At 67.2% G+C, this 22,871-nt stretch carries 19 protein-coding genes; 7 read left to right on the forward strand and 12 right to left on the reverse strand.

The window, feature by feature from the left end; translation table 11 throughout:
- The first annotated feature begins 38 nt into the window (after positions 1-38).
- The gene (locus AB0L70_RS20770; RefSeq protein ID WP_363686380.1) at positions 39-2,165 is read left to right on the forward strand and encodes an alpha/beta hydrolase-fold protein; all 2,127 of its coding nucleotides are present in this window, start codon (positions 39-41) and stop codon (positions 2,163-2,165) included.
- A 545-nt stretch (positions 2,166-2,710) separates the two neighbouring features.
- On the opposite strand, the gene AB0L70_RS20775 is transcribed toward AB0L70_RS20770, so the two are convergent.
- The 7 genes from AB0L70_RS20775 to AB0L70_RS20805 form a co-directional block, all read right to left on the reverse strand.
- Entirely contained in the window at positions 2,711-3,271 is a 561-nt protein-coding gene (locus AB0L70_RS20775) for a DNA-3-methyladenine glycosylase I (RefSeq protein WP_363686382.1), read from the reverse strand.
- Entirely contained in the window at positions 3,268-3,846 is a 579-nt protein-coding gene (locus tag AB0L70_RS20780) for an SRPBCC family protein (RefSeq protein WP_363686384.1), read from the reverse strand. Before AB0L70_RS20780 ends, AB0L70_RS20775 begins: the two co-directional genes overlap by 4 nt.
- 12 nt (positions 3,847-3,858) lie before the next feature.
- On the reverse strand, positions 3,859-6,651 hold the full coding sequence (locus tag AB0L70_RS20785; RefSeq protein ID WP_363686418.1) for a DivIVA domain-containing protein: 2,793 nt from the start codon (positions 6,649-6,651) through the stop codon (positions 3,859-3,861).
- A 77-nt stretch (positions 6,652-6,728) separates the two neighbouring features.
- The gene (locus AB0L70_RS20790; RefSeq protein ID WP_363686386.1) at positions 6,729-7,598 is read right to left on the reverse strand and encodes a TIGR00730 family Rossman fold protein; all 870 of its coding nucleotides are present in this window, start codon (positions 7,596-7,598) and stop codon (positions 6,729-6,731) included.
- A gap of 37 nt (positions 7,599-7,635) precedes the next feature.
- Positions 7,636-8,703, reverse strand: a complete 1,068-nt coding sequence (dapE, locus tag AB0L70_RS20795; protein ID WP_363686388.1) for a succinyl-diaminopimelate desuccinylase — start codon at positions 8,701-8,703, stop codon at positions 7,636-7,638.
- A complete protein-coding gene (locus AB0L70_RS20800; protein ID WP_363686390.1) occupies positions 8,703-9,389 on the reverse strand; it encodes a VOC family protein in 687 nt (228 codons plus the stop codon). Before AB0L70_RS20800 ends, dapE begins: the two co-directional genes overlap by 1 nt.
- A 10-nt stretch (positions 9,390-9,399) precedes the next feature.
- The gene (locus AB0L70_RS20805; protein WP_363686392.1) at positions 9,400-9,999 is read right to left on the reverse strand and encodes an ABATE domain-containing protein; all 600 of its coding nucleotides are present in this window, start codon (positions 9,997-9,999) and stop codon (positions 9,400-9,402) included.
- Between the two features lie 64 nt (positions 10,000-10,063).
- On the opposite strand from AB0L70_RS20805, the gene AB0L70_RS20810 reads away from it, so the two are divergent.
- The 3 genes from AB0L70_RS20810 to AB0L70_RS20820 all read left to right on the forward strand — a co-directional run bounded on the left by AB0L70_RS20810 (position 10,064) and on the right by AB0L70_RS20820 (position 13,101).
- Positions 10,064-10,720 (forward strand): pyridoxal 5'-phosphate synthase, encoded by a 657-nt coding sequence (locus tag AB0L70_RS20810; protein ID WP_363686394.1) that lies wholly within the window; start codon positions 10,064-10,066, stop codon positions 10,718-10,720.
- Positions 10,711-11,376 (forward strand): maleylpyruvate isomerase family mycothiol-dependent enzyme, encoded by a 666-nt coding sequence (locus AB0L70_RS20815; protein ID WP_363686396.1) that lies wholly within the window; start codon positions 10,711-10,713, stop codon positions 11,374-11,376. The genes AB0L70_RS20810 and AB0L70_RS20815 overlap by 10 nt, the downstream gene beginning before the upstream one ends.
- Positions 11,377-11,445: 69 nt before the next feature.
- Positions 11,446-13,101 (forward strand): DUF4091 domain-containing protein, encoded by a 1,656-nt coding sequence (locus AB0L70_RS20820; RefSeq protein WP_363686398.1) that lies wholly within the window; start codon positions 11,446-11,448, stop codon positions 13,099-13,101.
- Here the strand turns inward: AB0L70_RS20820 and AB0L70_RS20825 are convergent.
- The 4 genes from AB0L70_RS20825 to AB0L70_RS20840 all read right to left on the reverse strand — a co-directional run bounded on the left by AB0L70_RS20825 (position 13,074) and on the right by AB0L70_RS20840 (position 18,225).
- The gene (locus AB0L70_RS20825; protein WP_363686400.1) at positions 13,074-15,110 is read right to left on the reverse strand and encodes a DUF4185 domain-containing protein; all 2,037 of its coding nucleotides are present in this window, start codon (positions 15,108-15,110) and stop codon (positions 13,074-13,076) included. The two genes, AB0L70_RS20820 and AB0L70_RS20825, sit on opposite strands and share 28 nt — an antisense overlap.
- A 10-nt stretch (positions 15,111-15,120) precedes the next feature.
- Positions 15,121-15,921, reverse strand: coding sequence for a carbohydrate ABC transporter permease (locus AB0L70_RS20830; protein WP_363686402.1), 801 nt, complete (start codon positions 15,919-15,921; stop codon positions 15,121-15,123).
- Positions 15,908-16,795, reverse strand: a complete 888-nt coding sequence (locus tag AB0L70_RS20835; RefSeq protein WP_363686404.1) for a sugar ABC transporter permease — start codon at positions 16,793-16,795, stop codon at positions 15,908-15,910. The genes AB0L70_RS20830 and AB0L70_RS20835 overlap by 14 nt, the downstream gene beginning before the upstream one ends.
- Positions 16,796-16,863: 68 nt before the next feature.
- Complete coding sequence (locus AB0L70_RS20840; protein WP_363686406.1) at positions 16,864-18,225, reverse strand: sugar ABC transporter substrate-binding protein; 1,362 nt, start codon at positions 18,223-18,225, stop codon at positions 16,864-16,866.
- A gap of 246 nt (positions 18,226-18,471) precedes the next feature.
- Here AB0L70_RS20840 and AB0L70_RS20845 point away from each other — a divergent pair, with 246 nt between their 5' ends.
- Genes AB0L70_RS20845 through AB0L70_RS20855 form a run of 3 tightly spaced genes read left to right on the forward strand, consistent with a single transcriptional unit; the run spans position 18,472 to position 21,152 of the window.
- A complete protein-coding gene (locus AB0L70_RS20845; RefSeq protein WP_363686409.1) occupies positions 18,472-19,134 on the forward strand; it encodes an SIS domain-containing protein in 663 nt (220 codons plus the stop codon).
- A complete protein-coding gene (locus tag AB0L70_RS20850; protein ID WP_363686411.1) occupies positions 19,131-20,090 on the forward strand; it encodes a ribokinase in 960 nt (319 codons plus the stop codon). Before AB0L70_RS20845 ends, AB0L70_RS20850 begins: the two co-directional genes overlap by 4 nt.
- Positions 20,091-20,150: 60 nt before the next feature.
- Entirely contained in the window at positions 20,151-21,152 is a 1,002-nt protein-coding gene (locus AB0L70_RS20855; protein WP_363686413.1) for a LacI family DNA-binding transcriptional regulator, read from the forward strand.
- A gap of 989 nt (positions 21,153-22,141) precedes the next feature.
- Here AB0L70_RS20855 and AB0L70_RS20860 read toward each other — a convergent pair.
- Positions 22,142-22,837, reverse strand: a complete 696-nt coding sequence (locus tag AB0L70_RS20860) for an HNH endonuclease signature motif containing protein (protein ID WP_363686420.1) — start codon at positions 22,835-22,837, stop codon at positions 22,142-22,144.
- Between the last annotated feature and the right edge of the window lie 34 nt (positions 22,838-22,871).

Consider the following 22,871-nt stretch of genomic DNA (forward strand, 5'->3'; position numbering starts at 1 on the left):
TCTTGTAATCGTTTACGTAAGCGATTACAACCTGGAGTGTGAGGAAACTGCTGCTGCCTGCCGCCCTGACGGTCGCCACGTTGGTTGGGAGTCTTGTCGTGCCTGGTTCTCGTGCTGAATCTCCGGCCGCGGTCCCGTCCGGGACGATCACCGCGGCTCATGTGCCGTCGCGGACGCTCGGTGAGGACATCAACTACAACGTCTACCTGCCGGCCGGGTACGACAGTTCGACGCAGCGGTATCCGGTGATCTACCTGCTGCACGGGCGTGGCGACTCGATGGCGGCCTGGACCCAGGTGAAGAGCCGGCTCGACGAGATGATCGGGGCCGGGGAGATCCCGCCGACGATCGCGATCATGCCGGACGCACCCTGGAGCAGCCGCGCCAGCTGGTACGTCGACTCCGCCTACAAGGGACCGGATCCCGGGCGGCCGGTCGAGACGGCGTTCTTCCGGGACCTGATCCCGCAGGTGGATGCGACGTACCGGACGATCGCGGATCGGACCGGACGGGCGATCGCCGGGTACTCGATGGGTGGGGCGGGTGCGCTCCGGTACTCCCTGGCGCATCCCGAGGTCTTTGGGGCGTCGATCGTACTCAGCCCGGCGGTGTACTTCCCGCTGCCGCCCTCGGACTCGAGCACCAGGGATTTCGGTGCCTTCGGCAAGGGTACGGACCCGTTCGTGGAGTCGACGTACCTGCGGTTGAACTGGCCGACCACGTTGAAGTCGTTCGCGGCCACGGGGCTGCCGTCGCACATGTACATCGCGGTCGGCGATGACGAGTACAAGAACCCGAAGGCGATCGACGCGACCCACGATCTCGACTTCGAGGCGCACATCGTCTTCAACCAGGCGACCCGGGTGCCGAACCTGACCTCGGAGTTCCGGGTCGTCGACGGCGGGCACGACTGGGATGTGTGGGGACCGACGTTCAGCGAGGGCGCGAAGTACATCTTCCAGTACATCGGGAAGCCGCCGGCGGTCCCGATGCAGGCGACGATCACCGGTACGGCGGGCGACGACCGGGCCGGTGGGATCGCTACTGATGCCTCGGGCAACGTTTATCAGGCCGAGGCGGTGGCGGGATCACTGGACGGGCAGCCGTACGCCGGTGGGACGGACGTCGCGTTGATCAAGACCCGGCCGGATGGTACCCGCGAGTGGACGCGGTCGCTCGGGACCAGCGGGACAGAACGCGCGTACGGCGTTGCTGTCGACAGCTCCGGACGTGTTGCGGTCACTGGCTACACGACGGGCGATCTCGATGGGTCGCATGGCGGGAACGCTACGGATGATGGGTTTGTGGCGCAGTACGACGCTGCGGGGAATCGGCGGTGGCTGACCCAGTTCGGCGTACCTGGGGTGGCTGATCGAAGCTACTCGGTGGCTGTGGACGGGACCGATGTGTACGTCGGTGGTTATACGAAGGGCGCGTTGGGTGGCGCGAACCAGGGCGACAAGGATGTGTTCGTTGCTCGGCTCGATGGTGAGGGCCGGCAGGTGTGGCTGCGGCAGGTCGGGAGTGCGGGCGAGGACAAGGGGATGGCGGTCGCGGTGTCCGGCGGGTCCGTGTACGCGGCGGGGATGACGGGCGGTGCGCTGGGTACGTCGGCGGGCGGCGTCGACGGCTTCGTCACTCGCTACTCGTCCGCGGGTGAGGCTATCTGGATGAAACAGTTCGGCACAGCTGCGTCGGATGAGGTATGGGGGCTGGCGAGCGACCCTGCTGGTGGCGTCTATCTGACCGGCTACACCGCCGGCGACTTCTCCGGCGTACTGGCCGGCGACAAGGACTTCATCGTCGCTCGGGTCGACGCTGACGGCGCACTGACCTGGCGGGACCAGTTCGGTACGCCGGGGAACGACAAGGGTGCTGCGGTTGCGGTCGACCCCTCGGGCAACGTGTATGTCGGTGGATTCACGGACGGGGCGATGGGGACTCCGCTGGGGAAGTTCGACGCCGTACTCGCGAAGTACTCGCCCGATCAGGTCCGGGTGTGGACGCGGCAGTTCGGCACTGCCGATGACGATGCGGCCGATCCGTTTGCCGAGGCGAACCTCTACCTGGCCGCGTCGCCGGACCGGACACACGTGTCCGGTCTGACCAACACGGATGTCTTCCATACGACGTTCACACCGACCGGCGACAACGAGGCTCCTTAACCCTTTGCGGGGCTCCGTAAACCTTGGTGAGGTACCCAAAATCGATGGGTGCCCGTAAACGTTGGTGGGCCCCCCGACCGCGTTCCGGCCGGGCGAGTCACGGCCGGACAGCCACCTGACAGTCGGGGGTGCCCGAAGAACACCTCATCACGTTCAGTACCCGGAACACAACTCGGTCAGCCGTTTGTCTTTGCCTATTTTCAGCTTTCCTCAGCGCCCCTTGCAGATGCACAAACATCCTGCACGTGCAGGCGTTCCGAGCATCAGGACTGCCCTGGTCCGCACCAGATTTTCTGACCACTTGGCCAGTTTTCGGACGAGTCCCGACGGCCCGGTCTCGCTCCCAGTCACCACCGCCGGACGCACCCCGACCACCACGGGACGCACTCCCTCAACCGCGCTTGAACACCGCCGGGGTCAAACTCGACCACGGCCGCGACCGCTGCCTCGGGGGACTCGGAGCGGGCTTGCTCTGCCGCTCCGACGGCTGGTCTTCGCCGCAACTGATCAGCCGGCGATGCGGCCCACCCGATGCCTGTGGGCGATCAGCGAGCAATGCAGGTGGAGAGGTGATCGTTGACGATGCCCGTTGCCTGCATCAACGCATACGCGGTCGTCGGCCCCACGAACACGAAGCCCTTCTTCTTAAGCGCCTTCGACATGGCGACAGACTCCGGCGTAGTTGCGGGCACGTCCGCAAAAGTCTTCGGCGCCTTGTGCTTCGCCGGCTTGAACGACCACAGCAACTCGGTGAACTCACCGTCATCGAGCTCGAGCAACGCACGAGCGTTCGAGATCGTCGCGTTGATCTTCAACCGGTTGCGGACGATGCCGGGGTCCGCCATCAAGCGATCGAAATCAGCCGTGCCGTACTTGGCAACGGTCTCCGGATCGAAGTGCGCGAACGCGGCCCGGAAGTTCTCCCGCTTGCGCAGGATCGTGATCCACGAGAGCCCCGACTGGAACCCCTCCAACGTCATCCGCTCGAACAGCGCGACGTCGTCGCGGATCTCCTTACCCCACTCCTTGTCGTGGTACTCGACGTACTCGGCGGCGGAAGTAGCCCACCCACACCGCGCCAGCCCGTCCGGCCCGATCACCGTCATCTCGCCACCTCCCGAACCAGCCGCCGCAACGAAACCCGCATCATCCACTCAAACCCCACCCGAACCACCGGCCACCCAACCACCCCCACCTTCCCCAACGGCGGCACCACATCCTCCGCCCAGGTAAACCGACACCTCGAAGACGAGCTCGAGGCGGACGTGGGGCTTGTGTTGGGGGCATCACTCGACTTGGCCGTGGGGGCCGGGTTCGAGGTGTCGTTCGGGTTGGAGGTGGGGCTTGGGGTGGAGGGGGTGTTTGTGGGGGTCGTCGGGAGGGGGGTGATGGTGAAGGTGCCCGTGCCGCGGACGATCTTGCCCAGGTGTTTCACCGTGCATTCGCGCGGTGGATCCCAGTGAGTGATGACCATGTCGTCAGTGAACCCGATGGCACCGACAGAAGTCCGCGCAGCGACTCCACCACCAACGCCGGTACCGTCCTGCCCGGTCGCCCAGACCTGCGTGAGCAGCATCCACCGCGACTGCCGGTCCCAGTCCATCACCACATTCCACGCAGTCTGCGGATCAAGCTCCAGCTCGATCGACGCCTCCGCGTGACACCTACCCTCGGATCCCATCACCCGAGTAGATCAGCTGGGCCGGTGATAAGCACCCTCATCAGGCGCCGCACTGTGCCGCCCGTGCCCACCGTCGCCGTCCGAATCCTCCGGCTCCCCACCCTGTCCGTTCCCCGCCTGCCCCGGCCAAACCGGCGGCCCCTGCTGATCAGCCGGCGGCCAAAACTGCCACCCCTCCTGCTGCTGCTCCTGATTAGCGGGTTGCTGACCGGACTGCTGCTCGGGTTGCGCAGGCTGCTCAAACGACGGCTGCGAAGACTGCTGCTCCTGCGGCTGGACGGGCTGCGGCTGAGACCCCTCGTACTGCGCGGCGTCCCGCGAGTAGGCGCTCGCCTGCTCCTCCGTGTACTGCTCATACCCAGCCTGCCCGGAAGCCCGCTCCTGCTGGTACCCAGACGCCTGCTGAGGTTGCGGCTCCTGCTGGTACCCGGACGACTGTTGGGAGTGCGGCTGCTCTTGTTGGTACGTCGGCTGCTGGTACTCGGACTGCTGCTGCGGCTGCTGGGTGGGAGACTCGGGGGACGGGTCTGACGGCTGCTGCCACTGGGGAGCCTGTTGGGGCATGGACCACTGTGGCGTCTCCGAGGACTGTGCCGCTTCGACCGGGGACTCGGTCGGCTGTGGCCAGTCGGCTCCGGCTGACGACATACCCGCCTGCTGCTCGACCGCAAACTCCTGCGTGGTCTCCTCAGGCGTCTGCCCGGAATCCCCCGCTGCCTGATCCACCCGGAACCGCAACGCAGGCTCGCCCGACTCCCGCTCCCCCGACGCCTGCTGACTCCAAGGAAACTGCGGCCCACCAGCCTGCCCCTGTCCAGAGCCCGCCTCCGCCGACGGCCGCTGCTCTGCGGGCACCTGCTGCCCCTCGTACGACGCCTCCGCCGACGAACTCTGCCGCTCCACGGGCATCTGCTGCCCCTGGTACGACGCCTCCGCCGCCCCCTGCTCCACCACCGGGAACTGCAACGCCGGAGCCTGGTTGGCCGGAGCGTGGTCGGTTGGAGCGTGCGGGGTGAGATCGTTGGTCGGCTGCGGCGGTTGAGGCGCTACGTCTGTCTGGGCATCCAGCCCGGACGAGGACTCACTCGCCGGGAACCAAGGCTCCGCCTGCTGCGGCTGGTAGCTGTCCCTCTCCACCTGCCGAACCGGGTATGTCGCCTGAGCCTGAAACTCCTGAGGCTCGAACCCCTGTCCCCCCGGCTGCGAGTACACCTGCTCAGCCGAGACCTCGCCTTGCCCGGAGGAGCTGGGGCGCTGCGAGTAGGAACTGGCCTCCCGCGCGGACCCCTCGGATCCCTGGCCATAGACATCCGATACCTGCGGAGAGGACTCAGGCTGCGTGTAGTCCTCCGACTCCCGCAAAGCCCCGCCCGACTGCGCGTAGCCGTCTGGCTGTTGCAAGGACACCTCAGGCCGCAACTCGTACGACTGCGGCGGCTGCAACGACGGGCCGGGCTGCGGGACGTAGCTGCCGGCCTTCTGCGACCCGGTCTCAGCCGACCGCTCGTAGGACAGCGGCTGCTGTGAAGCCAACCCAGGCTGCTGGTCGTAGGAGTGCGGTTGTTGCGAGGACCCCTCGGGCGGTTGCGCGTAGGTGTCTGGCTGTGGTGAGGAAGCCTCAGGGTGCTGGGAGGACGCTTCGCGGGGCTGGGTGTCGGCTGATTGTTGGGGGGACGCCTCTGGGGGTTGGGGGTTGGCGTCTCGGGGGCGGGGGGTGGTGGGGTGGGACTGGGCTTGGAGCATGGCGCGGGCTTCGGCTTGGAGGCGCTCGTACTCGTTGGCCGCTTGCGCGTGAGCGGTTTGGGGGACCTCTCGGGTGTCCGGCTCGTCATCGGGTTCACCTGCGGGCGGCCGGATAGGTGTCTGCTCCCCGATGATCGGATCGGCGTCCGACTGGTCCACAGCCAGCTCGTCGTCCCGGTCACCGGTTGAACCACCGCCGGCTGCCGGAGCAGTGCCCGGTGCGGATCCCTCGTCGGCGACCGGCCGGTCGCTGCCCGACTGGATGCTGCCGGACGGTGCGGCACCTGACTGGGCCGAGGACATGTGGTCCGCGTCTGGTTGTGCAACTGCGGACTGTTCGGCGGTGACTGGGTCGTCGGTCGCGGCGGAAGGACCGGAGGTGCCGGACTCGCTCGAGCCGATACCACCCGATCCGGAACCGGCCAGGCTGGAACCGGCGAGAGCGCTAGACCCAGTTGTGCCGGGCTCGGTCGCACTGGACTCAGTGGCGGTCGACGCGACTGCGCGGGGCGCCGCGGCGGTTGACTCGGCGGCGTTCGACTCGGCGGCCGCGGACCCGGCGACAGCGGACCCGGGGGCTCCCGGGCGGGTGGCACTCGACGCGGGCTCGCTCGACTCGACGGACGTGGCGTCGGCGTCTGGGTCTGCGCTGGGCGCGGTGGCTGCGGCGTTGGGGAAGTTGCCGCCTACGAGGATCGGTTTTTGGGTGCCGGTGTCGTCGAATTCGGTGGGGTCGTAGGTGCCTCGGGAGGTGAAGCCGGCACCGTCGGGCGCGTCCACGATCGGGGCTACCGCGCGTTCCAGGTCGGCGATGCGGCGGTCGCGTTCGGCGACCTCCTTGGCGACGCGTTCGAGGAGGGTGTCGACCTCGTCCATCCGGTATCCGCGCAGGCCGACGGCGAACCGGGCCGTCTCGATGTCCGTGGACGTGAGCGCCTGCCGGGCCGGGACAGTCATGTCAGGCCTGTCGTCGTACGCCGTACTCATGGCACCCCAACGACCCGAGGCGACCACCGCGACAGCCCCGATCAACAGCACCACGATCAGCCCGAAGAACCACATCACGGGTCCGATCGTGCCATGCCGATGAAGTCACCCGCACAATCGGAGCCCGATTGCGCCCTCAGCGAAGACCCTTGTCAGCTGCCGTCGGACCCGAGGCGGTGTGCTTCGCGGCGGGCCCGGGCGGCGGGGTTGTCGGCTTCCGCTACCTCGCGGGCGGCCGATGCGGCGGCTTCCTCGGCGGCGGCGTCGGCTACCTCGCCGGACTTGATGATGTAGCTGATCGCCTCGTCCACGTCGTCGGTGATCGTGAACATATCGAGGTCGGCCGCCGAGATCTTCCCGTCCGCGAGCATCGTCTCCCGGAGCCAGTTCGCCAGCCCGCCCCAGTACGACGTACCGAACAGCACGACCGGGAACGACGTCACCTTCCGCGTCTGCGCCAGCGTGAGTGCCTCGAACAGCTCGTCGAGCGTGCCGAAACCACCCGGCATCACCACGAACCCCTGAGCGTACTTCACGAACATGGTCTTGCGGGTGAAGAAGTACCGGAAGTTCATCCCGATATCGACCCACTCGTTCAGCCCGTTCTCGAACGGCAGCTCGATCCCCAGCCCGACCGAGATCCCACCGGCCTCGGACGCACCCTTGTTCGCCGCCTCCATCACCCCCGGCCCACCGCCGGTGATGACGGCGTACCCGGCGTCGACCAGCTTGCGGCCGGTCTCCTCCGCGGCGGCGTACATCGGGTCGTCCGGCTTGGTCCGCGCGGAGCCGAACACGCTGATCGCCGGCCCGAGCTCGGCGAGCATGCCGAAGCCCTCGATGAACTCGGACTGGATCCGCAACACCCGCCACGGGTCGGTATGCACCCAGTCCGACGGGCCGCGGCTGTCCAGCAACCGTTGCTCGGAGGTGGACTGCTGCACCTGGTTGCGGCGCATCACGATCGGCCCGCGCTGCTGCTGGCCGACCGGACGATCGGAGTGAATCGAATCCTCTTCCATACCTCCAGGTTATGACCTGACCGGAACTCGGACCTCTTTACGCGCGGGCCGTCAACCAACTCCTCAACCGTTGTTCACACAGCTCGATCTCCGCCTCCGGCACGAATTCGTCCTGCTTGTGCGCGTACAGCGGGTCGCCCGGACCGTAGTTCACCGCCGGTACGCCGAGCAGCGTGAACCGGGCCACATCCGTCCACCCGAACTTCGGCTTCGGCTCTCCCCCGACCACCTGGAGGAACGCGGCCGCCGCCGGCCGCTCCAGCCCAGGCAGCCCACCGGGCGCCGAGTCCGTCACGACCACGTCGTACCCCTCGAACACCTCGCGCAGGTGCGCCTCGGCCTCGGCCTCCGACCGGCTCGGCGCGAACCGGTAGTTGATCTCGACCGTGCACAGATCCGGTACGACGTTCCCCGCGACGCCACCGTGGATCGCGACCGCGTTCAGTCCCTCTCGGTACTCGAGTCCGTCGATCGGCACCCGCCGCGGCTCGTACGCCGAGAGTCGCGCGAGCACGTCGCCCGCGGCATGGATCGCATTCGACCCCATCCAGGACCGAGCCGAGTGCGCGCGCTCGCCATGGGTGGTGACCTCGATCCGCATCGTGCCCTGGCAACCGGCCTCGACCACCGCGTTCGACGGCTCCATCACGACCGCGAACACACCCTCGAGCAGCTCCGGATTGGACTTGGTCAGCTTGAACAGACCGTTCCGCTCGGACTCGATCTCTTCGCAGTCGTAGAAGACATAGGTGATGTCCCGGTTCGGCTCGACGAGCGTCGCCGCCAACCGCAGGCCGACCGCGACGCCGCCCTTCATGTCACAAGCCCCGAGCCCATGGATCAGACCGTCCGCGCGACGAGCCGGCAGATTGTCGTTCAAAGGGACCGTGTCCAGATGCCCGGCGATCACGATCCGCTCGTCCCGGCCGAGGTCGGTCCGCGCAACCACCGTGTTCCCGTGCCGGAAGACCTTCAGATGCGCATACGCCGACAACGCCGCCTCGACCTCGTCCGCCAGTGTCTCCTCGGTCCCACTCACCGAGGACATGTTGACCAACGCCTCGGTCAGGTCCGGGCCGGAGACGGTCAGGTCGAGCTTGGGCATCAAGACTCCTCAACTGCTGGCAGGAAAACACAGAACTCGTTGCCCTCGGGGTCGGCGCACACGGTCCAGCCGATGTCGTCGTCCTTGGGCCGCAGCAGTGTCGCACCCGCATCGAGCACGGGCTGCAGCGCCGGTGCGGTGACATCCCAGTGGATCCGGTTCTTGACCGTCTTCGGCTCTGGCACCGGCATGAAGACCCAATACGGGAACGGGAGGCCGGGCACGTTCTCCAGCCAGTACCACGTCTTGCCCTCCGCGCTGCCGAAGTCACCACCGACCACCCCGTGCCACCAGCGCGCCTGCGCCTCCGGGTCGACCGAATCCACGACCAGCTCCATCAGCCGATACACCGGGACGGTCTCACGGACGAAACCGCAGAACTCCCCGCCTTCCGGGTCCTCCATCACCGTCCAGGGCCGCTCCACCGTCAGCGGCGACTGCACGGTCGCACCCAGCCGCTCGAGGTCCTCGATCGCGCCGGTCAGCACGTCGAGGTGAACGCGCTGCTTCACACTCCGCGGTTCGTCGACCTTGTTGATCCAGATCGTCTTCTCCGGCAGGTCCCCGACCAGCACGTTCGGATTGTCGGCAGGCGAGGTCAGCCCGATCAGCCGCCCCCAGAAATCGACCATCGAACTCGGGCACGTCACATCCACACACAAGTCCTTGAAACGCGCGATGGTCATAACGCAGAGATTAGTCCCGACCACCGACAGTCCCGTGCCGGCGGCGATAGTGGCGATTCACCCGCTCACGGTTCCCGCAGGACGGCGAACACCACAGCTGGCGGGGATCGTCCTGCAGGAAGTACTTCACGCAGCGCGCCGCCGGGCAGGCCCGCAGCCGCGAGCGATCAGGCCCCGCCAGGAAGTCGATCGCCGACCGGCCGATCGCACCGACCAGCAACGCACTCGGATCGTCGGTCCGGCCGACCCATTGCGTCACCGGCGGACCATCGTCCGGCCAGTCCAACTGCGTCGTACCCAGTCGATCTGCGGCCCGATTCACCATCCGCAGCGCGGCGGCAGCATCCATCAAGCGGTCCGCATCGGCCTTGCTCGGCGGCTCCGGCGCGACCGCCCGCGCGAACAACGCCCGCACCGCTCGCCGGACCCGGATCAACTCGTCCCGCACGTCGGCGGCGCCCTCGAACGGACGGCCGAGCACCTCGGCCACCAAGTGCTCGTGCTGGTCCAGCCAGGCGGTCGCCTGCGCAGGAGTCGCCAGCAGGTCCGCGATTCCGCCCTGCCCGTCGTGCTTGATCGTCGCCGCGAGGGCGAATGCCAGCGTGCTCATCAGGAGCAGTCTAATGGGATATCCGGTTGCTGCCATGTGAGGAGCTGATCTAGGGTCAGGCTCGATGACAGACCTCCGCAGCAGACTCCGTGCCGTCCCCACGCTCACGGGCACGCCGCCGACGTTCGACCCGGCGCATGCCCCCGAGACGCCGCATCCACTCTTCGTCGACTGGTTGCTGTACGCCGTCGACCACCAGGTGCCCGAGCCCTGCGCGGCGACACTCTCCACAGTGCGCGCCGACGGGCGGCCGAACGCGCGGGTACTGATCCTTAAGGACCTCACCACCGATGGCTGGCAGTTCGCGTCCACTGCGACCAGCCGGAAGGGCGAGGAGCTCAGCAACACGCCGTACGCCGCTCTGACGTTCTACTGGATCGCACTGGGGCGGCAGGTCCGGGTGCTGGGGTCAGTTGAGCCGGCGGATCCGGAGGACTCGGCGCGGGACTTTCTGGCGCGTCCGGTAGCGGCTCGAGCGGAGGCGCTGACTGGGCGGCAGAGCGCCGTACTGAACGACCCTGCGGACATCGGTGCGGCGGTCGCTGAGCAGACCGAGCGGTTGACTGCCGAGCCTGGACTGATTGCGCCGGACTGGACTCTCTACACGCTGCGGGCCGATGAGGTGGAGTTCTGGCAGGCCGATCCGGACCGCCGGCACCTGCGACTGCGGTACCGCCTCGACCACCCCGATCACTGGACCAAGGAGCGCTTGTGGCCCTGACCGATGTAAAGACCGCTGTTACCCGGGTGAACGCCATGCTGGCTGACCTGGACGACGAAACGGCCCGTGCGGACTCAGGACTGCCTGGGTGGTCGCGCGGCCATGTCATCACCCACATCGCCAACTTCTCCGAGGCCATGACGCGCCAGGTCGAGGAAGCACTCCAGGGGCGTCTGATCGAGGTCTACGACGGTGGACGGCCCGCTCGCGATGCCGGCATCGAATCGGGCGCCGGCCGCTCCGCCGCTGACCTGCAGGATCACTTGCTGCAGGCAACGACCAATCTGATCACCGCGTGGGACAAGGTCGGCCCGGACGACTGGTCCCGCCCCATCCTCCACCGCAACAGCAACCTCGCCGCGGGTCTGGACGCCTGCTGGCGCGAGCTGACCATCCACACCACCGACCTGGCCCTCACCCACACCCCAGCCGACTGGCCGGAGGACTTCTGCCTCCACCTCCTCGACTTCCTGCAAGCCCGCACCCCGGACAACATCCGGCTGGTCCTCCAGTCCGACAGCACCACCTGGGAGAACGGCACCGGCGAAGAGGTCCTCCTCACCGGCAAGTTCACCGACCTGACAGCCTGGTACGCCGGTCGCCCGGCACCAGGCCCGATCACCGGCCCGGTGCCAGAACTCCTCCCCTGGCCCTAACCGCGACGATCAACTGTCCGATGAGACGCAGGATTGTGCGTTGATGCATGAAAGTGGATCATGTCGGACATGACTACGCAGTGGGAGTTCGTGCTCTGCGATGCGCTGGTGAAGATGCATCCGACCCGGGAACCGCGTCCGGTGGCCGCCGCGACCCGGTTCCAGGCGTTCCTCGGCGAGCCGGCCTCCTTCCAGCTCGCGTATCGGCCGCCGCTCGACTCGAAGTTCCGTGATCCGAGTCCGCTGCGGGTGCGGGTCGAGGGTGCGGCCGCCGACCTGGTCGCGGTGTCGGCGGTCGAGCTGGTGCCGTGCTCGCTGCTCGCGTTCCCGGGGCATGACGACGGGTACGAGTTCGACGAACCCGGGCTGTATCCGGACCTGTTGCGACCGGTTCCGACGGGCGAGGTGCCGGTGCGGTTCGGAAGCTGGGCGGCGGTCTGGTTCGACGTCACCACGACCGATCCGGCGCGGGCCGGAGTCCACGAGCTCACGGTCGTACTGAGCAAGGCCGACGGGACCGAGTTGCATCGGGCCCCGGTCACCGTCGAGCTGACCGGGATCGAGCTACCGCCACTGGACATCGTGTCGAGCCACTGGATGCATGGGGACGCGCTGGCCGATCACTACGGCGTCGAGGTGTTCAGCGAAGAGCACTGGGCCCTGCTCGAGCGGTTCATGGCGTCGGCCGCGGAGATGGGGGCGACGTCGCTGCTCACACCGGTCTGGACACCGCCGCTCGACACCGCGGTCGGCTCGTACCGGACCGTCGTACAGCTGATCGACATCACCGCCACCGGCGACGGCTACGAGTTCGGCTTCGACCGGCTGCGGCGCTGGCTCGAGCTGTGTCGCCGTACCGGGATCACTGGGGTCGAGGTCGCGCACCTCTTTACCCAGTGGGGTGCGAAGGCCACACCGGGCATTGTGGTGAACGAAGAGCGCGCCTTCGGCTGGGACGTGGCTGCGACGGACCCGCGCTACCGGAGCTTGATGGAAGCATTGCTGCCGGCACTCCAGGCAGTGCTCGACGAGGAGTGGGACCGTGAGCACGTGGTCTTCCACATCTCCGACGAGCCGTCAGGGGCGGACGGACTGGCGAGCTACCTCGCAGCGAAGGCTGTCGTCGCCGATCTGCTGAAGGGCTGGACGGTCGTTGACGCTCTGAGCGAGCACTCGTTCTGGACGTCGGGTGCCGTCGAGGTACCCGTCGTTGCGACTGATCACGTCGAGCCGTTCCTGGCTGAGCGGCCGGAGCGCCTATGGGTCTACTACTGCGTCAGCCAAGGGCATGAGGTCGCGAACCGCTTCGTCGGGATGCCCTCCGCGCGCAACCGGGCGATCGGGCACCAGCTCTTCGCGGCCGGCGTGGACGGCTTCCTGCACTGGGGCTTCAACTTCTGGTACACGTGGCACTCCATCCGGCGGGTGGACCCGTTCGCGGATACCTCGGCCGGCGGCGCGTTCCCGTCCGGGGACCCGTTCGCCGTCTACCCCGGTCCGGACGGTACGCCGTGGCCGTCGATCCGGCACCGGGTCTTCGCCCAGGCCATGTGGGACCACCGCGCACTGCAAGCTGTCCGCGCCACACACGGAAACGCTGCAGCGCTGGACCTCATCGACCCCGACCGGACGCTGCGATTCAACCGGCCGGTGCTGGACCCCGACCACTACTACCAAGCCCGCCGGCGCCTAGTTGCTCAACTGACGCTGAAGTCGTCCACCTGAATGAACGTGTCGACGCCGGGCCCGTTGAACCCGGCGTAGACCGTCAGCTCGTGGACGCCCGCAGGAACCGTGACGGTGACCTCGTGGTGGACGTAGCCGGTGGAGGCCCCGAAGGTCTGGACCGCGAGGTCCTTGCTGCCGATGCGGACGCCGAAGCGACCCTGGTCGGCGGGGAGGTTGGCGGAGGCGTTGACCCAGGCACCGAAGGTGTACGTGGCGCCGGGGGTCACCGGGACCGTTTGGTAGAGGTCGCTGAGACCCGTGCAGGTGCAGCGGATCCAGCCGTTGTTGGCGCCGGAATGGGCGAAGCCGAGACCGCGGTCGACACCGTTGGCCGCCGTACCCTCGAAGAGCCAGGCCGGCTTGCCACTGCCGGTGGCTTCGAATCCTCCATCCGCCAACTGCGACACGTAGCGGACAGCGAGCTCCGACACCGTCGTGTAGGACCGCGTCCCACCGGGCAGCCCGATCACCCGCACCCCGTCGGTCTCCTGACCAGGGAACGTGATCGTGTAGGTCTTGTTGGCACCCGCGGTCGCATCACCTGGGTATGCCGGTGAAACGGTCTGCGAGCCCACCTCGACCCACGCACCGTTCTGACGAACCTGTACTCGCGGCCGCCCGGTGAAGTAGCCGCCCTCGGTCGACACCGCACCCGACGTGAACTCGACGTTGTTGACCCTGTGCTTGGCCGGCCACTCGTACCCCCACCACGAAGCGCCCTTCACCTCGTCGTCGAAGTCGCCCTCACTCCCGGTGCGAGCCCCGTCGTTCATCAACGCGAGGCTTCCGGACTGCGTTGACTTCGAGACCGCCACCGCACCGGTCGCCGACGCAGCCAGGTTGTCAGCCCCTGGCAGATTGTCGGCAGGAGTTCCGGACGAAGGCGTCAGTACGAGCTTGCGCAGGTTGAAGTTGTAGACCGACGTCCCGATCCCGCCGCCACCGCACGGGCACACGTTCGCCTGGATGTACATCGTCTTGCCGTCGGGCTGGACGAACTTCGACGGGATCGTCACGCCGTACCCGCCGTACTTCGAGGTCGACCACGGATACCCGCCGAAGTCCTTGCTCATAAAGTGTTCCCACGGACCCCATGGCGTCGGCGACTCGTAGAACTCGAACGTGTACTCCGTCCACGACGTGTAGACATATCGCTTCTGCTGGGGCAGGTACGTGACACCGCCCTGGCTGATCACACTCAGGTTCGACGCGTTCGTCCCGTACGTCTGCGCGTACAACCGGCGCTGATCCGTCAGCACCGGCTTGCGATCCGCGACCTTCGACGACCAGCTGGACCCGGTGTAGAACTTCCACGCGCTCCGGTCCTGCACCTTGTTCTTCGGGACCCGGGCCAGGAACACGCTCTGCGGATCCGCGACCGTGTCGTCGAACGAATCCCGCCAATTCCCATCGAGCCCGTACGCATAGACATATCCGTCCGGCGCGAGCGCTCCGCCCTTACCGAAGTCCGCGAACCAGATCGTCGTGAAGACGTGGTCGGAGAACATCGGCTTGCGCTTGTCCCACGTCCACGTCCGCCCGTGATCGGTCGACTTCAGGATCGTCGCCGCGGGTACGTCGTTGAAGTCCAGCGCGAGATCCTGGACCGCGAGGTAGAGGGTGTCGCCGACACAGACCATGCCGGTCGGCTTCCGGTTGTACCCGGCGCCCGACCAGACCGACCCGACCTGGTCGCCCTTCGAGATCGTTGCTCCGGACAGATTCCCGGGTACGCCGTTGATCTCGCTGACCGCGACGTCCGCGAAGTCGCCGTCCAGGCTGAACCCCTTGCCGTCGCCGTTGGCGGCGTACACCTTGTCGTTGCCGGCCCAGCAGGACGGCCACAGGTCGCCGTCGCTCTGACTCGGCATCCCTTTCGACTCGACCTGGGCCGTGCCGATCGAGCTGCTGGCCCGAGCCGCAGGAATGTCAGCACCAGGATTGTCGACAATCGCCACCGTCCCGAAGACCAACGGCAGCACAGCAAGCAGGGCCCCACGCTTCATCGTCAGTTCCTTACTTGAGACCGGTCGTCTTCATCGCGTCGACCAGGCGGCGCTGGCCCGCCACGAAGACCACGACCGTCGGGACGGCCGCGATCACGGCGGCCGCGAGGATGAGGTTCCAGGCCGAGGCGTACTGCCCCTGCATGCCGGACACACCGAGCTGGATCACTCGCAGGTCCGGGTTCCGGGTGATGGTCAGCGGCCAGAGGAACGCGTTCCAGTTGGCCAGGAAGAACAGCACCGACAGCGACGCGAGCACCGGTCGGCTGAGCGGCAGGATGACGCTCCAGTACCGCCGCCAGTAGCCGCAGCCGTCGAGGTCGGCCGCCTCCTCGAGCTCCCGTGGGATATTCAGGTAGTACTGCCGGAGCAGGAAGATGCCGAAGGCATGGAAGATGCTCGGCACGATCAGACCGGCGTAGCTGTCCAGCAACCCGAGCTGCTTGGCCACCAGGAACAGCGGCACCAGGATCACCGGCAGCGACACGAGCAGCGTCGACATGATCCCGGAGAAGATGATCCCGCGTCCCGGGAACCGCAGCCGGGCCAGCGCGTACGCCGCCATCGAGTGGAAGAACAGTGCGACCACGGTGACCACCACCGCGACGATCGCGCTGTTCATCATGAAGCGCGGCATCGGGATCTTCAGCAGCACGTACTGGAAGTTGTCCAGCGTCCAGGTCGACGGCCAGCCGAAGTTGAACACGTCCTCGGCCGGCTTGAGCGCACTGATCAGGATCCAGACCAGTGGCGCGACGGCGATGATCGCCAGCACGTGGGCAAGGATCGGGAGGACTCTAATCCTCGTCAAAGCGGCCTCCTCGGGTGAAGGCGAACATGAGGCCGGTACAGACCACGAGAATCGCGACGACCACGGTCGTCAGGGCGGCGGCGTACCCCATGTTGTTGAAGGTGAACGCCTGCTCGTAGATGTAGAGCACGACCGTGCTGGTCGCGCGGGCCGGACCGCCCTTGGTGAGCACGAAGACCAGGTCGAACGCCTGCAGACCGGTGACCGCGCCGATGGTCGAGTTCACCACGACGAAGAAACTGGTTGGTCGCAGCAACGGCCAGATCACGTACCGGAATCGTTGCCATGAGCTTGCACCGTCGATCTGCGCGGCATCCTCGAGCTCCTTCGGCACGTCCTTCAGACCGGCCAGGAAGACCAGCATCTGGTAGCCCATCAGGAACCAGACGCTGATCACCACATACGTGCCGAGGGCAAGTGACGGCGTACCCAGGAACGACACGTCGCCAAGGCCGAGCGGGGCGAGCAGCTTGGAGAGCGCGCCGCGCTTGTCGACCAGCAAGAACTGCCAGATCAGGCCGACCACGACCAGGCTGACCACGTTCGGCAGGAAGAACGCCGAGCGGACCCAGCCGATGCCCTTGAAGTGGTTGCGGACCAGCATCGCCAGCGCGAAGCTGACCACGAACGCGATCGGTACGAACGTGACCACGTAGATCGCGGTGACCTTGAGCGAGGCCAGCAACTGGTCGTCACCGGCCATCAACTTGTAGTTGGCCAGGCCGACGTACTGATAGTTGCCGAAGCCATCGACCTTGAAGAACGCGACACCGAACGCGAGCACCATCGGCAGCGCGACGAAGATCAGCAGGCCGATCGTGTCCGGCGCGAGGAACGCGTACGCCGCCAACGCCTCGCGCCGTTTCCGGGTCATGCCGGCCTTCTGTCGCCGTCCCGATGCCTTCACCAGTGGCCCGGACGGAGGAGCACTTGTCGTCACCATCAGCTGATCGGCGCACCCTGGTAGGTCTTCAGGAACGTGTCGATCTTGGCCGCCGCGTCAGCCGCGGCCTTGCCCGGATCGGCCGCGTTCAGCTGGCAGGCCTGGATCGCGTCCGCGATCGGCTGGTAGACCTCCGGTGGGAACCGCGGCTCCGGCTTCCCGGTCGGCGCGATCTCGGTGACGAACTTCTTCAGCGCACCGTCCGCGAAGGCGCCCTTGGCGTCCGCGGCCTGCTGCACCGACTTGCGCGGCGGCAGGTTGGTCTTCACCACGGTGTTCCACTGCCGCTGCCGTTCGATGCCGGCGGCATCGGTCGAACCGAGCGCCCAGGCGATGAACTTCGCCGCGGCCTCGGGGTTCTTGCCCTTCGAATTCGCCACGAACGCCCAGCCGCCGAGGTCGGTGGCCGGCTTGCCGCCGTCCGGGGTCGGGTGCGGAATGACGCCGTACTTGAAGTTCTTGGCCTTCGCGCGCATGTCCGCGACCGCCCAGATCCCGCTCTGCTGCATCGCCGCAGCGCCGGACCCGAGGTTGGACACGACGTCACCACCGCCGTCGCCGAGCGCCTTGCGCGGGGCAACCTTGTGCTGGATGGTGTCCTGCCAGAACTTCAGCGCCTGTACGGCGGCCGGTGAGTCGAAGGCGACCTTGCCGTCCTTGATCGGGCTGCCGTCGCCCTGCCAGAGGAACGGGTACCAGGTGAAGTTCTGGTAGTAGCCGGGCAGCGTTTCGAACATCACGCCGTACCGATCCTTGCCGGTCAGCTTCTCCGCGATCGCGATGGTCTGGTCCCAGGTCTTCGGCAGATCGGCCTCGGACAGGCCGGCCTTCTCGAACGCGGTCTCGCTGTAGTAGAGCGCGAGCGGCTCGATCTCCATCGGCAGGCCGTAGACCTTGCCGTCCACACTGCGGGCCTCGACCAGGCCGGGCAGGTAGTCGGCCTTCGACTCCGCCGACAGCGCCGAGCCGAGGTCCTGCAGTACACCGCCGTTGTAGTAGCGGAGGAAGTCACCGGGACTGATCAGGAAGATGTCCGGGCCCTGCCCCGACTGGAACGCGGTCTGCAGGGTGGTCCCGTTCAGGTAGTCCTTGCCGGGGATGTAGCGCAGCTTGACCTTGACGTCGTTGTTCTTGTTCCACTCGGCGACGGTGTCGACGAACCACTTGCTCTGCGGGCCTTGGTCGTCGGACGGACCGTAGAAGTTCCAGAACGACATCTCCTTGGCGTTGCCGCCGGAGGAGTCACCACCGCAGGCGGAAAGCAGCGGTACGCCGGCCGCGGACGCGGCGAGGGCGCCGAGCCCGCCGCGCAGGACGGACCTCCGGCTGAGGTGACGAACAGGGGAGGGTGTTGCGGCCATCTGAGTGCTCCAGGGGTGTGTTCGAGCGGGCAGCCTGGGTAACCATTCGAGGCAATCGATTTCTCGCAATCTACGAGTGGAGCCCGGACCGGTCAAGGCCCGAACCGGACACGATGCGATCAAGTCGCGCCATTTTCGCCTGTGCGCAAGGGTTTCGACCTGGATTCAGGCGTTGACACTGCCGGACCGCGTTGCCTACTCTGCGTCTACTTCGTGGAAATCGATTTCTGAGATAGGGGCACTGGGATGCCAGTTGTGCCGAACCGTGCGACCGCCCACCGCACGGCCGACGAGCTGTCCAGGGACCTGGTCGCACGGGGGTTACAGGCGGCGCGGATCGCGATCGAGACCGAGGCCGCGGCCGTGTCGGCGCTCGCCGACCGGCTCGACGGCGTCTTCCTGGACGTGCTGATCGCGGTCGCGGGCTGCGACGGCCACCTGGTCGTGACGGGGTTGGGCAAGTCCGGCCTGGTCGGTCGCAAGATCGCCGCGACCCTGGCCAGCACCGGTACGCCGGCCAGCTTCATCCACTCCGGCGACGCATTGCACGGCGACTCCGGCGCCGTGACGTCTCGCGATCTCGTCCTGGCACTGTCCGCATCCGGCGAGACGGCCGAGGTCTGCGCGTTCACCCGGATGTTGCGAGAGCGGTCGATCCCGGTGATCGCGATGACGGGCAACGAGGATTCCACGCTGGCCCGGTTGGCGACGTACACGCTGGACACGATGGTGTTGCGGGAGGCGGATCCGTTGAACCTGGCCCCGACCGCATCGACCACGGCGTCGCTCGCGATGGGTGACGCACTGGCCTGCGCCCTCGTCGTACTCAGGGAATTCAGCCATACCGATTTCGCGCAGTTTCATCCATCCGGTGCCCTGGGCAAGCGTCTGCTGGGGGACGAGGCATGAGCCGGTACGACGTGTGCGTACTGGGATCCTTCATGAAGGATCTCGTCGCCTCCGCCGACCGCCGGCCGATGCCCGGGGAGACCTTGCACGGAACGGGGTTCGCGGAGTTCCTCGGCGGCAAGGGCGTGAACCAGGCGATCGCGGCCGCGCGGATGGGTGCGCAGACGGCGATCGTCGGGACCATCGGGGAGGATCGGTACGGCGAGGAGTTCCTCGAACTGCTCGAATCCGACGGGGTCGACACGTCCTGGATCGTGCGGCATCCGTCACTCGGGACCGGGGTCGGCCTGCCACTGGTGCTGCCGGATGGCGGCAACTCGATCATCATCGTGTCCCGCGCCAACGCCGCTATCACCCCTCGCGATGTCGAGGCGGCCGCCGACGCGTTGACTTCGAGCAAGGTCCTCAGTGTCCAACTCGAGCTCCCGGTCGAGGCCAGTCAGGCCGCCCTCCGGCTCGCCTCGGCCGCGGGCGTCACCACCATCCTCACGCCCGCTCCCGTCGGCCCGATCGATCCGGCGTTGGCGTCGTACGTCGACATCCTGGTCCCGAACGAGGTCGAGGCGGCCGCGCTGACCGGGCTGGACTGCGACGACCCCGCGCAGGTGCCGGTGATCGCCCGCAAGCTCGCCGACGAGTGGGAGCTGCGGGGATGCGTTGTGACGCTCGGGTCGCGGGGTGCATTTGTCGTTGATCGCACCGATGGTTCGGAGGTTTGGATCGAGGCACACCAGGTCGCGACGGTGGACACGGTCGGCGCCGGGGACGCGTTCTGCGGATCGCTCGCCGCTTCGCTCGCGTCCGGGGCCCCGCTGGTGGACGCCGTACGACTGGCCAACGCGGCCGGTGCATTGTCGACAACCGTCCACGGCGCCGCCGACTCGGCACCCGCCCGCGCCACCGCCCTCGCGCTATTGGATGGCGCGGCCTTCAGCCTGGGTTCGCAGTCTCCGTGAGATCCTGTCGGGGTTAGAGTGCGATCCAGACGAGCAACTGACCTCCAGCGGGGAGCGGGCATGACGACGATCTACGACGTCGCGCGTAGGTCGGGTGTGTCTCCGGCGACCGTGTCGCGCGTACTGAGCGGCCGCCGCAACGTCGATCCGGAGCTGTCCGAGAAGGTCCGCGCCGCGGTTGCCGAGCTCGGATACCGCCCGAACGGCGTCGCCCGGAACCTGCGAAAATCCAGTACCAACCTGTGGGCCGTGGTCATCTCCGACATCGAGAACCCGTTCTTCACCTCGCTCGTCCGCGGGCTCGAGGACGTCGCCCAGACCGAGGGCTACCACGTGGTCCTCTGCAACTCCGACGAGGACCCGGCGAAGGAAGCGGCGTACGCGTCTGCTGTGCTCACCGATCAGATGGCTGGGGTCGTCATCTCGCCGACCAGTACGGCGGAAGGCGTGCAACTGCTCGCGGACGCCAAGCTCCCGATGGTGCTGATCGACCGGCGGGTCGACGGCGTCGAGGCCGACACCGTGCTGGTCGACAACGAACATGGTGCGCATGAGGGCGTCAAACATTTGATCGACGGTGGCTACGAGCGGATCGCGTGCATCACCGGACCGCGCAAGGTCTCCACCGCGATGGACCGGCTCGCCGGCTATCGGTCAGCGCTGCGTACCGGCGGGATCCGGTACGACAAGGACCTGGTGCGGCACGCGGACTTCCGCGAAGCCGGTGGGTACGCCGCGATGGAGAGCCTGCTCGAATTGGGTGAGCCGCCTGAGGCGTTGTTTGCCACCAACAACTTGATGACTGTCGGGGCGCTGGAATGCCTTGCGAAGAAGGGGCTCCGGGCACCGGATGATATCGCGGTGGTTGGGTTCGACGATATTCCGTGGGCGGACCTGGTTGTGCCTAGTCTCACGACTGTCGCGCAACCGACGTACGAACTGGGCCGCACGGCCGGCATGCTCCTGAAAGACCGCACCGCCTCCCCCGGCCGCCCACCCTCCACGGTCACCCTCCGCACCGAACTCCACATCCGAGCCACCTCAGCCCCCCGCAAGAAGTAGCTCGAGACCGCCAAAGGACACCGCTCCGCGGCAGATCGTTTCTTTGGCCACCTTCGGCGGGGTTGGCCCGGAATCAAGCGCCGCATGGTGAGCGCCGGGAACTGTGGATTAGCAGACGCACGCAACCGCGATGCACTCAAGCTGTTGAGTCGACAGGTGCCGGGTGACGGACACGCACATCGACACCGCTCAGGAAAACAGCCCTTCGCCGTCTTCGGCGCGGCCGGGCATCACTCCCCCGACCTGATCAGTCCTGGCAAGAGCGTGGCGGGAACCAAGCTGAACGGATCAGCCCAGCGGCGACCGATCGGCCCGGGGTGGACTGAGTGAGCACCCGTAGGTGCTGGTGGTTGACGACGCACATCGGACACAACTCCCAGCGGTGCGGGTGAGTCGTGCCCCGCACTCCGGTGAGCTGCCCGCGATAGGGGTGGGTAGGCGGTACGGGTGGGTAAGCGGCGCGGGTGGGTAAGCGGTGCGGGTGGGTAAGCGGTGCGGGGGGTAGAAGGTGGAGCGCCGCTGAGCGGGTCGTCTATGTTGGCCACCCAGATGAGCTGGCGGTGAGAGCGCGGGACCAGATGGCGGTGTTTGGGTTCTTGTGACCGAGAGGTGGCCGTCACGGTCTCACCGCGGCCAACGCGAAGGCGTACCTGACGCCGCTCGCCAGGCACCAGCCGCCCGACCTCGAGACGCGGATCGTCGACAGGCTGGCGGATAGTGCCAGACTGCCGCTAGTTGAGGCCCGGGTGGACCTGCCGCGCCCCAATCCATCCGCGCGACCCCGTCCGCGTCATCAACTCACACGCCCGCACCTTGAAGGAGTACGTCGTACTCGGGCTCAGGCCGGTGGCGGTGTCGGCGGTGCGACGCTTTCGGGTGGCGCTGCGATCCCAGGTAGTGCGGAGATCTCGGACAGGTGGGGCTCGCGAACTTCGCCGGGGACAAGCCGGCCGGGATCGGCATGCGTCAACGCGGTCGGCTGGTTCGCCTCAGACCGCGAAGCGGGCGGCCTCTTGCATCATCAGCTCGTCGGCTGTCCAACGACTTGGTCGTGATGCTGCAGCGGCCGGCGCATCCACCCGCGCATCAGCAGCTGCGGCGAGTGAAGCAGGTGGATTTGGTTGTCGTGAGCTCGGCTGTGGCATTGAAGGTAGTGAGCTCAGCTCCGGTGAGCCTGAGCACGGCGGCCCCATGTGCGCCAGGCCCGGTTGCGGTGAGCCCGGTTGCGGTGAGCCCGATTGCGGTGAGCCCGGCCTTGGCGGACTCGCTTGTGCCAGGGCCGGTTGGGGTGAGCTCGATTGCGGTGAGCTCGGTTGAGGTTCGCCTGGACCCGGCGGGCTCGCTTGTGCCCGGGCCGGTTGGGGTGAGCGTGGTCTTGGCGGGCTCGCTTGTGACAGGGGCGGTTGGGGTGGGGTGGGTGGTGCTGGGTGTGGGGCGGGTTGTTTGGGGTGAGTTGGTGGGTCGGCCCAGGTGGGACGGGTGACGTGGACTTTGCCGTTGGTGATGGTGATGGTCCAGTGGCCGGCGTGGAGGGCGGTGTGGTGGCGGCGGCAGAGCAGGGCGAGGTTGTTGATGGCGGTTTGGCCGCCGTCGATCCAGGAAATCAGGTGGTGGGCGTCGCAGATGATGGGTGGGGCGGCGCAGATGACGCAGCCTTTGTCTCTGGCGTTGAGGGCGCGGCGCATCGCGGGGGTGACTAGGCGTTCGGCGCGGCCTACG

Source organism: Kribbella sp. NPDC051952 (assembly GCF_040680855.1).
GTDB lineage: Bacteria > Actinomycetota > Actinomycetes > Propionibacteriales > Kribbellaceae > Kribbella.

Excerpts from the sequence above, each read along its gene's own strand:
- AB0L70_RS20850 (WP_363686411.1), top strand. The coding sequence starts at position 19,131 with ATGAGCCGGTACGACGTGTGCGTACTGGGATCCTTCATGAAGGATCTC.
- AB0L70_RS20800 (WP_363686390.1), bottom strand. The coding sequence starts at position 9,389 with ATGACCATCGCGCGTTTCAAGGACTTGTGTGTGGATGTGACGTGCCCG.
- dapE (WP_363686388.1), bottom strand. The coding sequence starts at position 8,703 with ATGCCCAAGCTCGACCTGACCGTCTCCGGCCCGGACCTGACCGAGGCG.
- AB0L70_RS20790 (WP_363686386.1), bottom strand. The coding sequence starts at position 7,598 with ATGGAAGAGGATTCGATTCACTCCGATCGTCCGGTCGGCCAGCAGCAG.
- AB0L70_RS20860 (WP_363686420.1), bottom strand. The coding sequence starts at position 22,837 with ATGCGCCGCGCCCTCAACGCCAGAGACAAAGGCTGCGTCATCTGCGCC.
- AB0L70_RS20805 (WP_363686392.1), bottom strand. The coding sequence starts at position 9,999 with ATGAGCACGCTGGCATTCGCCCTCGCGGCGACGATCAAGCACGACGGG.
- AB0L70_RS20835 (WP_363686404.1), bottom strand. The coding sequence starts at position 16,795 with ATGACCCGGAAACGGCGCGAGGCGTTGGCGGCGTACGCGTTCCTCGCG.
- AB0L70_RS20785 (WP_363686418.1), bottom strand. The coding sequence starts at position 6,651 with ATGTGGTTCTTCGGGCTGATCGTGGTGCTGTTGATCGGGGCTGTCGCG.
- AB0L70_RS20820 (WP_363686398.1), top strand. The coding sequence starts at position 11,446 with ATGACTACGCAGTGGGAGTTCGTGCTCTGCGATGCGCTGGTGAAGATG.
- AB0L70_RS20810 (WP_363686394.1), top strand. The coding sequence starts at position 10,064 with ATGACAGACCTCCGCAGCAGACTCCGTGCCGTCCCCACGCTCACGGGC.
- AB0L70_RS20780 (WP_363686384.1), bottom strand. The coding sequence starts at position 3,846 with ATGGGATCCGAGGGTAGGTGTCACGCGGAGGCGTCGATCGAGCTGGAG.
- AB0L70_RS20855 (WP_363686413.1), top strand. The coding sequence starts at position 20,151 with ATGACGACGATCTACGACGTCGCGCGTAGGTCGGGTGTGTCTCCGGCG.
- AB0L70_RS20840 (WP_363686406.1), bottom strand. The coding sequence starts at position 18,225 with ATGGCCGCAACACCCTCCCCTGTTCGTCACCTCAGCCGGAGGTCCGTC.
- AB0L70_RS20845 (WP_363686409.1), top strand. The coding sequence starts at position 18,472 with ATGCCAGTTGTGCCGAACCGTGCGACCGCCCACCGCACGGCCGACGAG.
- AB0L70_RS20825 (WP_363686400.1), bottom strand. The coding sequence starts at position 15,110 with ATGAAGCGTGGGGCCCTGCTTGCTGTGCTGCCGTTGGTCTTCGGGACG.
- AB0L70_RS20775 (WP_363686382.1), bottom strand. The coding sequence starts at position 3,271 with ATGACGGTGATCGGGCCGGACGGGCTGGCGCGGTGTGGGTGGGCTACT.